Origin of the sequence: Wolbachia pipientis, assembly GCA_023052945.1 — a bacterium.
GTDB lineage: Bacteria > Pseudomonadota > Alphaproteobacteria > Rickettsiales > Anaplasmataceae > Wolbachia.
The window spans coordinates 456,022-469,716 of the sequence record CP095495.1; the positions used below are offsets into that span (position 1 = coordinate 456,022).

The window sequence follows — 13,695 nt, forward strand, 5'->3', positions numbered from 1 at the left end:
AATTTGCTATATTTATTAACACAAGTTAAGATTTTTAAGAGTACTGAAATGCTAAGATTTTTTAAGCGAGAAAAAAGTGCTGAATTGTTAGATAAGGATATAAATTGGAATTCAAACCGCTACAGCACAGTTGTTGCTCAAAGGAATATTCTACTTTTATTTGCATTAATATTATTAGCAACGATCTCTATCAGCATATTAGTCATATTTAAAATTAGCACAAGTAGCACTATTGAGCCATTTGTTATAGAAATTGACAAGAAATCGGGAATAGTGCAATTAGTTGATCCTGTCACAGTAAAGCAGTATTCTGCAGATGAAGCGCTAAACGATTATTTTATTTCAGAGTATATAAAAGCAAGGGAGGTTTTTGATCCACATCATTATAATTATAACTATTATACAAAGGTGAGGTTGTTTTCCTCACCTAATGTGTATAATGAATTTAGAAATTATGTAGGATCACAGAATATGGATGATCTTTTTAATTTATACTCAGATACCAAAAGTGAATTTAAAATTCGCTCAATTCAAAAATTGGGTAACGATGCTCTTCAGGTGAGGTTTTTTGTGGAATTTATACGGAAAGATGGAAGTTCCACAAGAAAAAATAAGATAGTTATTATGTCATATAGATATGCATCGCTTGAAATGGATGATCAGCAAAGATATATTAACCCATTAGGATTTCAAGTTATTTCATATAGAGTAGATGATGAATATGTATAGGATATTATTAGTTTTAGCTTTACTTGTAAGTGGCAATTTAAACGCATCCATTAATTATAATGAGCCTATTTCTGTAGATAGTAGAATAAAGACTTTTGTGTATAGCCCTAATGAAGTATTTACGGTGGTTTTTAGTCAGGGTTACTATTCTTATATTGAATTTGCGGAAGGAGAAAAAGTTAAAAATATCGCTGTTGGTGATGCATCAAGTTGGAAAATTAATCCTTATGACAATAAATTGCTTATCATGCCATTTGAAGTTAGTAGCCGCACTAACATGATTATTACGACAACTAAAAAAAGAAATTACATTTTTGATTTAATCTCAAGGCCAAACTACGATAAATACCCAGATACTGATGCTAAGAAAGTGGGTCACGATTATTCTGCTGAAAAGGATATATCTTACGTAGTACGTTTTTATTATCCTCAAGAAGAAGGTGAATTTGATGTTGATTTAGATGAGGTTTCTTTACCTACTCAAATGCAATATACTACAGACAAGCCAGAAAAAATAATACAAGAAAATGATACGAAGTACAATTATACATATATTGATGAAGGTGGTAATGCGGATATAGTTCCGATTGAGCTATTTGATGATGGTTATTTAACCTATTTAAAATTTAGAAATAATAATAAAATACCTCAGATTTTTGTAGAAGAGGAGGATAAACCTTGTAAAAGGCTGTTATTTGATGATTATGTTATAATAAAAGGAGTACATAAAAAGCTATTTATGCGTTATGAAGATGGTGAAGTTGAAATTATAAATAGGTCACTTTAGCTGTGGTATATGCAATATGAATAAAGAAAGGCGTAACAATTCAGAAGATGAATCAGAAATAGAGAACAAGGTAGTAACAGTTGGCTCTAATCAAGGTCATAGGGCATTGATGGTCATTATTTTAGTGCTTCTGGTTGGTGGAGTGTATTATCTCTATTTTAGTCCTTCTCATAAAGAGGGTTCAGAAGTTATTAAAAAAGAGGAAACAAAGCAAAATGTTCAAGAATTGAAGGGAAAGTTAGAACAAGTTCCAGATAATGTAATGGTTCCTGAAAGAATAATAACTGATCCCTTACCGCCCTTACCTCCTCTTTCTACACCACCAATCATACCAGAAATAAAACAAATTAGGAAAGAAGAAGAGAAACCAAAAGAAACTCCTGTGTCAAATATACCTATTTTGCCAAAGCAAAATTTTCCTTCTAGTAATGTTATGGGCAATTTACCTACCTCGTTTCCTACAATAGGGGGTGGCGGTTATCCTAGAGACAGACGTAGTGCACAAATGTTAACAATTTCAAGTGATGGTGGAGAGAATAAGGCTGCTGATGCTATTTTATCTGACACTTCAGCACAATCGAGCAAAGCTACCAGAGTAGGAAAGCTTGGTTTAATGATTACTCAAGGTAAAATTATTGATGCTGTTCTTGAAACTGCAATAAACTCTGATCTGCAAGGAATGCTGCGTGCTGTGGTGAGTAGAGATGTTTATGCAGAAACTGGTGATACAGTTTTAATACCTAAAGGCTCAAGATTGATAGGTAGTTATTCATTTGACTCGAATGTTGCAAGAGCTCGTGTAAATATAAACTGGAGTAGGGTCATTCTTCCTCATGGAATAGATATTGCTATTTCATCACTTGGTACGGATGAACTTGGCAGAGCTGGAATAGCTGGAATAGTTGATAACAAAATAGTAAGTGCGTTATTCTCTTCAGTGGCACTTGCTGGTGTTTCAATTGGTTCAGCTGTTGTAGGTCAAAAGGCTTCTAATCTTATTGATACGCTAACTGCTATGGATGCGGTGAGATCCATCACTGCAACTGAAATAGATATTTCTTCTCTCAAAGGGGCTATTGTTGAGAGATTGAAGGATGCTATAATAAAAACTGAAGTTGGGAAGGTAGGAGACGAAAAATGGAAATTGGGTCTTAGGGCTATTGAAAAAATTCGGAATGCTAAAAGTGATCAGGATTTACTGAGAATAATAAAGGAAGAAATAGTAAGTGTGATAAAAAGTTCTGGAGCTAGTGGAGTTGATGCAATTACTAGTGACAATATCGTTATAACTTTAGACGATGTACGTCAACTGTTGAGGCAAACTCAGAAAAGAAGCAAATCTGTTTATGATGAAGCAATCGGGAAGTCAATCAATGATTTTTCTAAAGACATGCGAGATATAGTGGGCAGATATACAGATAAAAAACCAACTATTTATGTCGATCAAGGCACCGCATTGAAAGTATTTGTTAACCAAGATATAGTATTTCCTTCACAGGCAATATTAAATCAATGAAATGAATTATGCTGCACTTGATACATATTTGGAGCCATTACAAGGCATATTTCAAGAAGAAGGCGTAAATGAAATATCAATAAATAAGCCAAAGGAAGTATGGATTGAAAATCGCGGTGAAATAAGGTGTGAAAAATTAGAAGTATTCGATCTTAACCATTTGAAATCTCTTGGCAGACTGATTGCTCAAGCTACAGAACAAAAACTTAGCGAAGAAGCACCTTTACTTTCGGCAACATTACCAAATGGTTATCGTATACAGATAGTATTTCCACCAGCATGTGAACCTGATAAAGTAGTCATGTCGATTCGTAAGCCTTCTAGTATGCAATTAGCACTCGATGATTACGAAAAAATGGGGGCTTTTTCTGAAACTGTTACAGAAGCAACTGATAATCCAGTTGACCGTCATTTGGATTTACTGTTAAGGCAAAAAAAAATAAAAGAGTTTTTAGAATACGCTGTAATAAGTAAGAAAAATATTATAATTAGCGGTGGAACTTCCACTGGTAAGACTACTTTTACTAATGCTACTTTGCGTGCTATTCCAACTGAGGAAAGAATTATTACTGTTGAGGATGCAAGGGAAATCGTTTTGAACGATCATCCAAATAGAGTGCATCTGATTGCCTCCAAAGGAGGGCAGGGCAGAGCAAAAGTAACCTCTCAAGATTTGATAGAGGCGTGCTTACGTTTAAGGCCAGACAGAATAATAGTTGGTGAGCTCCGTGGAGCGGAAGCTTTTAGTTTTCTTAGGGCGATAAATACTGGTCACCCTGGATCAATATCAACCCTTCATGCGGATAGTCCAAAAATGGCCCTTGAGCAAATAAAATTGATGGTTATGCAGGCAAATCTTGGCATTCCTCCAGACCAAATTATACCATACATTAGAAATGTGATTGATATTGTTATTCAGCTAAAAAGAACCGGTGGGGGCAAAAGAAGCATTTCTGAGATATTATTTACTAGATCTGCGAGCGAAAATGCTTAAATTTATACATAAGTTAAAAAAGAGTAGTTTATGAGTAATGGAAATCACCTACGTAATATTCTCATAGGAGGTGTAGTAGCTTTTAGCGTACTTGAGTTTTGCTTCTATCTATCTGGTATATTGTTCTTTCTATTAGTTGACGGTCCGGATGCTGTGGATTTTAAGGCAATCAATCCTAGTTTGACGCCTTTCCCTCAAGCTCTTTGGCCAACGATTTTTGATCATATACAATATTGTTGGCACCACCCAGAGTTATATAGCCTTGAGCTCAAATTTAAATTAATTCTATCTTCTACAATGCCTATTGTTGTTTTAATGATTATCTCATGGAATTTAAGAGAAAGGATAATTGAGTGGCGACCATTTAAAAAGAAAGAATCACTTCATGGAGACTCGCAGTGGGCATCAGAGAAAGACATACGAAAAGCAGGATTAAGAAGCAAAAAGGGATTATTGCTTGGTAAAGATAAAAGAGGATACTTTATTGCTGATGGGTTTCAGCATGCATTGTTATTTGCACCTACAGGTTCTGGTAAGGGTGTTGGCTTTGTAATTCCTAATTTATTATTTTGGACTGACTCGGTAATTGTACACGACATAAAATTAGAAAACTATGAAATAACAAGTGGTTGGCGAGAACGACAAAGACAAAAAGTATACGTATGGAATCCAGCGCAGCCAGATGGAATAAGTCACTGTTACAATCCATTACAATGGATTAGTAAAAAACCTGGACAGATGGTTGACGATGTGCAAAAAATAGCTAACCTCATCATGCCTGAACAAGACTTTTGGCAAAATGAAGCAAGAAGCTTATTTGTTGGAGTGGTGTTATACTTACTTGCTGCACCAGAGAAAGTTAAATCTTTTGGTGAAGTTGTGCGTACGATGCGTAGTGATGACATAGTTTATAATCTTGCTGTTGCTCTTGATACAATGGGTAAAATAATACACCCTGTAGCATATATGAATATTGCAGCTTTTTTACAAAAAGCTGATAAGGAAAGGTCGGGTGTTGTATCAACTATGAACTCATCGCTTGAATTATGGGCAAACCCATTGATTGATACTGCAACTGCGTCAAGTGATTTTAATATTTTAGATTTTAAAAAGAAGAAAACTACAGTTTATGTTGGTTTAACTCCTGACAATTTGACTAGGCTCAGGCCTTTAATGCAGGTTTTTTACCAACAGGCAACTGAGTTTTTATGTAGAAAATTGCCATCGGATGACGAGCCTTATGGCGTATTGTTTTTAATGGATGAGTTTCCTACACTTGGAAAAATGGAGCAATTTCAAACAGGTATTGCATATTTTCGTGGTTATCGAGTTAGGTTATTCTTAATTGTTCAAGATACTGAGCAGCTCAAAGGAATATACGAAGAAGCAGGAATGAACTCCTTTTTGTCAAACTCGACTTACAGAATAACTTTTGCAGCCAATAATATTGAAACAGCTAATTTAATATCGCAACTTATAGGAAACAAAACTGTACAACAAGAATCGTTGAATAAGCCTAAATTTTTAGATTTAAATCCTGCTTCAAGGTCGTTGCATATCTCTGAAACACAGAGGGCATTGCTATTGCCTCAAGAAGTTATTATGTTGCCACGCGACGATCAGATAATTTTAATAGAGTCGACTTACCCAATTAAATCAAAGAAAATTTTGTACTACAGTGATACCACCTTCACAAGAAGGCTGCTTAAACAAACTCGTGTGCCTACACAAGAACCATATGACCCAAACAAAGTTCTTTCTGCTGCTGCGAGCAAAGATAAGGTTAATAACGAGGGGAATAATGCTCTTGAGGAGCCTAATTCAGTTGATTATCCTGCTGAAACTAAAACAGAAGATGCAGTGTATGATGAATCAGATGAATTTGCAGACGAAGATATTGATCATGAAGATATTGACGATAAGTTTGAAGATGATGATGACGGGTTTGATGACGAGAGGAGCGATGATGGGTTTGATGACGAAAAAGAAGAGGATGAATTTGATGACGAAGACGAGGAGGATGAATTTGAAGATGAGGATATTGACGATAAATTAAAAAATGATCAAAAATAAAGGTTGATTTTGCCTATTTTTTAGCTTAGAAAAGTGCAAGATAATTAGGTTTTTCATATTAAGCCATTTTTAATTAATTAGTATTAGATTAGCTATTTTAACTAGGGGAGTAGTAATGATTAGTAAAAAAACGTTAGCAGTTACAGCACTTGCTTTGCTGTTGTCACAACAATCTTTTGCAAGTGAAACAGAAGGATTTTACTTCGGCAGTGGGTATTATGGTCAATTTTTTAATAGTACGGGTGAACTAAAAACAAGCACTACAGGTATCAAAAATTTGTCTATAAATGACAGGAGTGCTCAGAATACAAAAGGTCAATTGCTAAGTAAGTATAAAGGAGATTACAATCCACCTTTTGCTGCAAATGTGGCACTTGGTTACACAGGAGAATTGGGTAACAACAGCTATAGGGCTGAATTGGAAGGGATGTATTCTTCTGTAAAAGTGGATAATATTGGTTTAGCAAGCAGTCAAATGACTGCTTCATACGTAAAAGTAGTTAAAGATACAAATGGTGCAGAAGAAAAACATTTATATGGTGCTATAGTGAATCATGACCAAATTGAGAACATATCTGTAATGGCAAATGTTTATCATCATTGGAAAAGTGACCGTTTCTCTTTTTCTCCTTACGTTGGTATTGGAATCGGTGCAACAAGAATGACGATGTTTGAAAAACCGTCAATAAGACCCGCAGGTCAATTAAAAGCTGGCCTTGATTATCGCATAAATGAAGATGTAAATATGCATATCGGATATAGAGGTTTTGGTGTTATGGGTAACAATTTTACATTTCAAGCAATGCAGAAAGAAGTAAAAAAAGCAGATGGTACATCTAGTATTATTGATGAAAAAGATGCACTAGAAGAGAATATAAATGTAGGTAATCAACTATTTCACACACACGGCATAGAAGCTGGTCTTACTTTCCACTTTGCCAGCAAAGCTTAAACATGTTGCCCTTTAAAAAATGCATAAAACCGTTCCTGTCATCCTATGGCTTGACCATAGGATCTAGTAAAATATAGATCCCAGTGTCACGCACTGGGATGACGAGGTAAAGGGTGCTGGGATGACATAGGATAATATGGGATGAAGGAAGAAAACATTAGCTATGTTCTTTTTACAACGATGCACCTTTTCATTCCCGCTAAATCATATACGTATTCTTGAAAAGCTAATTCGTATGAGGGGATTACTTTGTCAATATCGCTTTGATCTTCACCTATCTCCAATATTGCACACCCATTTTTTTTAAGACACCTCCTTAATATTGGAAAAATGCTCAAGTAACAGTTTAAACCATCAATTCCACCATCAAGAGCAATTCTTGGTTCCTTTTGCACTTCGGCTTGCAGGTCTTTCAATTTGCTTCTTTTAATATATGGAGGATTACTGATTATAAGATCGAATGAACCTCTGCACTCTGTCCATGAGCTTGGAAATATTTTGGCTCTGCTGAGAAGATTATGTTTCTTTGTGTTCTGATAGGCAACTTTGTATGCTTCCAAGCTTTTTTCAAAACCGATCCCAACAGCATATTCATACTCACTAAGTACGGATATCAATAAACAACCTGTGCCTGTACCAAAATCTGCAATCTTTAGTCTCTGCTTTTTATTTGGGTAATATTTTAACACCGTTGAGATTAGTGTTTCACTATCTGGTCTTGGATCCAAAACATGCTGGTTAACTATAAAATTTTTACTCCAGAATTCACGATTACCTATTATTTGCGATATTGGATATCTTTCCGCTCTTTTTTTTGTTAATTTCCAAAATAAAAGTTCTTTGTCTCTTGGTACCTGATTAGTGTGATTCATAATTATGAATGATCTTTCCACTCCAAGTACGTGCTGCATGATGATTTCACAATCTAAATGTGGTGATTCAACTTTATGTGACGATAATAACTCCGATCCTTCTTGAATTAAAGTGCTGATTGTTTTCATTATTCTAAAAATGTGTTCCTTTCAGCCAAGAATAGCAATTCCAATTTAGGGTAGCTGCACTAAATCCAAGTGTCAAGCACTGGGATACTTAACCGTCATACCGCCGCGGCGCTAACACGTAGCGGAATGACGGTTGTCGGTAAATCTTTTAGCTATAGAAGTTAACTTTGCAGTTAACTTCTATAGCGTTTCAAGGTATAGTTTTTATAATAAAGTGTTCGAGTATACATGAAAACCATTTTAGCTGTTGAAACAAGCTGCGACGAAACTGCAGTAGCGATTGTAAATAGTGAAAAGCAGGTCCTTGCTCACGAGATTCTTTCTCAAACAGAACACAAAAAACGCGGTGGGGTGATCCCTGAAATAGCTTCACGTGCTCATATGGAGCATTTAAGTGGTCTAATAAAAAGCGCCGTGGAAAAATCTAACCTTAACTTTTGTGACCTCAATGCAATTGCAGCAACATCAGGACCAGGACTCATAGGTGGACTAATGGTTGGTACAATGATGGCTAAAGCAATTGCGCATGTAGCACAAAAACCGTTCATTGCAGTGAATCACTTAGAAGCGCATGCATTGGTTATTAGGTTGCTGCATGAGGTAACATTTCCATTTTTAGTCCTACTAATATCAGGTGGTCACTGTCAATTTTTAATTGCACAAGATGTAGGTAAATATATTAAACTTGGAGAAACACTTGATGATTCGTTAGGGGAAGCATTTGATAAAGTTGCTAAGATGCTGGGTTTAAGCTATCCCGGAGGGTCATTAATTGAAAATTTGGCTAAAAAAGGAGATAGTATAAGATTTAAGCTCCCAAGGGCAATGATAAAACGTTCTGGATGTAATTTTTCGTTTTCTGGAATCAAAACAGCAGTAAAAAACTTGGTGCAAGAACTTAAAATGAGCGAGCAAGATGTGTGTGATGTGTGTGCTTCGTTTCAAGAGTGTATTAGTGACATACTGCTGGACAGGGTTAGTAATGCGATCATTATGGCCGAATCTTTAAATATCAAAATCAATGACTTTGTGATTACCGGCGGAGTTGCAGCAAATAATTTCTTGAGAGAAAAATTGAAAAAACACACAAACTTAAATATATTTTTTCCCCCTAATAACCTATGTACAGATAATGCAGTAATGGTTGGATGGGCAGGAATTGAAAGGTTACAGAAGAATTATATAGATCCACTTAATTTTGCACCAAGGCCAAAGTGGGAATTGGAGAGTTATTAAAAACTCTCAATTCTGAATTATAGCTAAAGTGACTTAGGTTGACCGACAATTTGAAAAACCGTCATTCCGCTACGTGTTAGCGGGATCTCTTGTTAGCGCCGCGGCGGTATGACGTAGCTCAGCTATAGGCAATGAAGGAAATATTAACTATACTTCTTTTTACCATTGTTTATATTTCCTATTCACATATATTAATATTTTACTCACTTAAAGCAGGCTAACTGCCGTTATTAATATTTTTGTAATAAAAATTGTATATGGTGCATGTAATCAAATTAAGAGGAAGATTGTGGAAATTACGCCATCAATAAAAAAAGAATTGAAGCAAAGTACTCTATATATTTGCCTAGAAAAATGCAAAAGTGCATTTTGGTTTATCTTTTGGTTTAGTGCGGGAATCAATTTATTAATGTTATTCCTACCACTTTATACCTCTCAAGTGCTTGATCGAGTGATATCAAGCGAAAGTGTGTCAACACTAACTATGCTGACAATTATCACTTTATCTGCATTTGCATGTTCTGCAATGCTTGAAACTTGTCGATATTTAGCTATGGCAAAAATAGGTGATTGGATCGATAAAACTGCAACACCAGATCTGATAGTAAGGTCAATCAGGCTAACGTCAGTGCAGAGCTCAACTTCAAGTGGTGAAGCAATACGAGATCTCGGGGTAATAAAAAATTTCATTACAGGAAATGGCATATTCTCACTGTTTGATACTCCATGGTCGTTAATTTACCTTGTTGTGATTTTCATGATACACACCTCCACGGGGTTTATAGCTATTGCTGGAATTATTATATTAGTCTCTATGGCAATATGGAATGAACTTGCCACTAAACGAATATTACAAGAAACCAACGAAGAAACTATACGGAATATCAATGCTATAGATGTTGCAACAAGAAATGCAGAAGTAGTTGAAGCTATGGGCATGTCAGAATTCATAGTCTCTGATTGGTGTAAACGAAATGATCAGAATCGAGCAATGCAAATTAAAGCACAAAATCGTTCTAATGTAATTACTGGAATCACTAAGTTTTTGCGCTCAACTCTGCAAATATCAGTAATTGGAACAGGTGCATTACTTGCAATTACAGCTCATAAAACTGCTGGTAGCATCATCGCTGCTTCAATTTTAATGGGTAGAGTATTAGCACCATTTGACGCTGCGGTTCATACTTGGAAGTTTTTAAATCAGGCTAGAATGTCATATGGAAGGCTACAAAGACTTATATTAACATCGCCAAAAAGAGAGCAAACGATGGCTCTACCAGAACCTGAAGGAAAATTGGAATTTGATAGAGTATTTTTTACTCCTTATGGAAGCAATAAGCCAACAGTAAAAGGAATATCATTTATTATAGAACCAGGGGACGTAGTAGGTGTGATTGGTGCAAGTGCTTCTGGTAAATCCACTATCGCAAAATTAACTGTTGGTGTATGGAAGCCAATATCTGGTGTAGTAAGACTAGATGGCGCTGATGTATACACTTGGAATCGGGAAAATTTTGGCAATTATGTTGGTTACTTACCTCAAGATATTGAGTTATTTAACACTAGTGTTAAAGCTAATATTGCTCGCATGAGACCAGATCCAAATCCTGAAGAAATAATCAAAGCAGCACAAATTGCAGGAATACATGAACTAATACTAAGCTTACCAAATGGATATGATACAACAATAGGAGGGCCTGGAGGAGTGACGCTCTCTGGTGGGCAAAAACAACTTCTCGGCCTTGCAAGAGCTTTTTATGGAAATACAAAGCTTTTGGTGCTTGATGAGCCAAATGCCAACCTAGATAGTAATGGGGAAGCGTGCTTAATTAATGCAATCAATGTTGCAAGAAAGCAAAATACTACCACTGTCATCATCACTCATAAGCTACCGCTGCTGTCCGTAGTTGATAAAGTGATTCTCATGTCAGATGGTGTCATTTATGCTATGGGACCAAAAGATGAGATTTTGAGCAAATTAGTTGCTCCATCATCAAGTACCACAAAAGATGAGCGTTCTTCAGCAAATGGTTAGTCTACTTACACTAAATTCTGTATCTGAAATAACAACTGTTCCAGTATTACTAGAAATGTTTACCATTAGAAATGATATTACAAGAATAGTAAATAGACTAATAACTCCTATTAATTAAAGTTAATCGGCAGATAGTGTATATTTCTAATTAATTTAATCTATTACCTAAATAGCTTAATATTAGTAGTGATTTTGTGAAAAAATTATAATATAAATAATGTTGCTGCGAAAATTTATAACAATATTTCCCTCTAACGTTTAATGAATTTCAATAAATTGCCTTTTTAATTCTAGATAAGTATACGTTTTGTTAATATGTTTAGTTCAAAATCCAAAAGTAAGTTTATGCTTTCTATTGGAGAAGAAGGCATAATGTTACTGTATTTTAAAAATAACACTTTAAATAAAAGGTATTTTGTTAAGGGCAAAAACGATAAGGCAGTTTCCGATTTAATTTCATGTCTTTCGTCAGATAAAAAAGCACCTTTATACCTAGTGCTTAATCATGCAGATCAAAATTACTCGCTACAGTTTATTACAAGGGCAAACAAGATTAGTGCCTATCTATCAGCAAAAACAAAGATGGAGCATTTTTCTCGTAATAATGACATAAGTTCAGTTTTTTTGGTTGAGAAGCCAAACAAATTCAATCAAAACTGGTGCTATCTTCTTGTTTCATCAAAAGCAAAGCATTTAGTAGAATATTGGTTGAATGTGTTTGTTGAGATAGGCTCCAACTTTAAGGGAATATTAATGTTTCCTATAGAAATAAGTAATATAACAAAAAAGATTCTACATAAAGATCCTAATAATTGGAAAATTATAGTTGCTGCAACTAAAACGGGAGGCTATAGACAAGTGGTTCTTAAAGAGAATAAAATGATATTTACGCGTTTAGTACCATTTACTAATGATAATTTACCAGGAATTATTGCTGGTGGAATATATCAGGAAGTACAAGATACTATTCGATCCTTAACTAAGTTTGGGTTTGAAAAAAATAACCCTATCGACCTTTGCATCATAGTGTCAGAAGATATTAAAGCTAGTTTATCAGTCATAAATTTTTTAGAGAACAGTGTGAACATATTAACTCCATATGAGTTAGGCAAACTATTAGGAGCAGAACTAGCTATAAGTGAAAAAGATAACTTTTGCGATACCATAATTTTGTTTCATAGCTTTAAGAATAAATTAGCAGCTATTTTTAATACAAAGGAAACTAAAGAATTTTATCTATTCAATTATCTTTATTTAAACTCTCCTCAAATTTTTCTATACTTCGCTTTGGTTTTAGTTGTAATTAACGCCCTTTGTTTGCTAAATTTGTATTCAAACTTCAGTGTCGCTAATAATTTATCTGCAAAGCAGAGCACCTTAAATAACCAATTAACAAAACTTAGCCAAAGCTATAATGTAAAAAAAATAGATGAAATTTATGATTTTATTAATATCAATAATATTTTATCAAAAATAGAATACTCTCCTCTTACACAAGTTAAGTATGTAGAAAAGTTAAAAGTACCAGGTATAGAGCTTCGATCATTTGAATGGAATTATAATGAGGCAAAAAGTTATATTACCACAACTTTAAGGTTTAATTTTCAATCCGGTAAAAATATTTCCTATCAATACGAGAAACTACGAAAAAATTTAAACGATAATTTTCGTACCTATGACATTAATATTTCTAACTTACCTGCTGCTAAAGGGCAAAATCTATCTATTGATGTTGAAATAGGAGAGGCAATGTAGATTAATGACTATCTCTCAATTAAAAAGAAAAGCTACAATTCAGTTTATATCGTATTTGTTATTATCTGTTGGATTAATAGGGTTATTAACATATGTTGTTATCTATAACGAAAAGGTTTATAATAAAAACCAAATTGCGATTGATAAAATACGTTCTATTAATTTACAGATTACTGGAATTCAAAAAAAGGAAGTTGTTCTAAATAAAAACCTAGATTTATGGAAAAAAATTTCCTCTTCAAATTTACACAGTAGCAGATACATTGCAAATTTAAATTTCGAGCTTAGCAGGTTATATAAAAAGTACTCTATATTAGAACCTGAAATATCAATTTCTATACCCGAAGAAGTTGAGCTCTACAACAAAAGTGAACGCACAAAAGTAATAAAAAGTGAAGTGGTCCTAAATTTAAGTTCAATCAGCGATAAGCATATTTTTTTATTTCTACAGTCTATTCCAAATCTGCCCGGTTATGTTATGATCAAATCTCTTATTTTAAACAAGCAGAGAAATATTGATGCTGCAACTATGAATCAAATTTTGAATGGTAATATGATAGAGATAGTGAGAGTTAATATAGTCTTTGATTGGTATACTATATTAAGTAGATAAGGTG

Annotated in this window: 11 protein-coding genes; 10 read left to right on the top strand and 1 reads right to left on the bottom strand. The window is 34.4% G+C overall.

Going from position 1 to position 13,695, the window contains the following annotated elements; all coding sequences use genetic code 11:
• The first annotated feature begins 48 nt into the window (after positions 1-48).
• The 6 genes from MWH06_02180 to MWH06_02205 all read left to right on the top strand — a co-directional run bounded on the left by MWH06_02180 (position 49) and on the right by MWH06_02205 (position 7,051).
• On the top strand, positions 49-729 hold the full coding sequence (locus MWH06_02180) for a type IV secretion system protein (protein UPA55455.1): 681 nt from the start codon (positions 49-51) through the stop codon (positions 727-729).
• On the top strand, positions 716-1,516 hold the full coding sequence (gene virB9 / locus MWH06_02185; GenBank protein ID UPA55456.1) for a P-type conjugative transfer protein VirB9: 801 nt from the start codon (positions 716-718) through the stop codon (positions 1,514-1,516). Before MWH06_02180 ends, virB9 begins: the two co-directional genes overlap by 14 nt.
• Before the next feature lie 16 nt (positions 1,517-1,532).
• Positions 1,533-3,032: a type VI secretion protein gene (locus MWH06_02190; GenBank protein ID UPA55457.1), complete on the top strand. Its 1,500-nt coding sequence runs from the start codon at positions 1,533-1,535 to the stop codon at positions 3,030-3,032.
• 1 nt (position 3,033) lies between these two features.
• Positions 3,034-4,026 carry a P-type DNA transfer ATPase VirB11 gene (virB11, locus tag MWH06_02195; protein ID UPA55458.1) on the top strand — a complete coding sequence of 331 codons (993 nt, stop codon included), beginning with the start codon at positions 3,034-3,036 and terminating at the stop codon, positions 4,024-4,026.
• Positions 4,027-4,056: 30 nt separating this feature from the next.
• Positions 4,057-6,099 (top strand): type IV secretory system conjugative DNA transfer family protein, encoded by a 2,043-nt coding sequence (locus MWH06_02200; protein UPA55459.1) that lies wholly within the window; start codon positions 4,057-4,059, stop codon positions 6,097-6,099.
• A gap of 115 nt (positions 6,100-6,214) precedes the next feature.
• Positions 6,215-7,051, top strand: coding sequence for a P44/Msp2 family outer membrane protein (locus MWH06_02205; protein ID UPA55460.1), 837 nt, complete (start codon positions 6,215-6,217; stop codon positions 7,049-7,051).
• A gap of 161 nt (positions 7,052-7,212) precedes the next feature.
• Here the strand turns inward: MWH06_02205 and prmC are convergent, their stop codons facing one another.
• The gene (gene prmC / locus MWH06_02210; GenBank protein ID UPA55461.1) at positions 7,213-8,052 is read right to left on the bottom strand and encodes a peptide chain release factor N(5)-glutamine methyltransferase; all 840 of its coding nucleotides are present in this window, start codon (positions 8,050-8,052) and stop codon (positions 7,213-7,215) included.
• A 228-nt stretch (positions 8,053-8,280) separates the two neighbouring features.
• On the opposite strand from prmC, the gene tsaD reads away from it, so the two are divergent.
• From tsaD to MWH06_02230, 4 genes are all read left to right on the top strand, one after another.
• Positions 8,281-9,288 carry a tRNA (adenosine(37)-N6)-threonylcarbamoyltransferase complex transferase subunit TsaD gene (gene tsaD, locus MWH06_02215; GenBank protein ID UPA55462.1) on the top strand — a complete coding sequence of 336 codons (1,008 nt, stop codon included), beginning with the start codon at positions 8,281-8,283 and terminating at the stop codon, positions 9,286-9,288.
• A gap of 289 nt (positions 9,289-9,577) precedes the next feature.
• Positions 9,578-11,323, top strand: a complete 1,746-nt coding sequence (locus MWH06_02220) for a type I secretion system permease/ATPase (GenBank protein ID UPA55463.1) — start codon at positions 9,578-9,580, stop codon at positions 11,321-11,323.
• A 315-nt stretch (positions 11,324-11,638) separates the two neighbouring features.
• Positions 11,639-13,078 carry a hypothetical protein gene (locus tag MWH06_02225; GenBank protein ID UPA55464.1) on the top strand — a complete coding sequence of 480 codons (1,440 nt, stop codon included), beginning with the start codon at positions 11,639-11,641 and terminating at the stop codon, positions 13,076-13,078.
• Positions 13,079-13,082: 4 nt separating this feature from the next.
• A complete protein-coding gene (locus tag MWH06_02230; GenBank protein UPA55465.1) occupies positions 13,083-13,691 on the top strand; it encodes a hypothetical protein in 609 nt (202 codons plus the stop codon).
• Positions 13,692-13,695 lie beyond the last annotated feature (4 nt).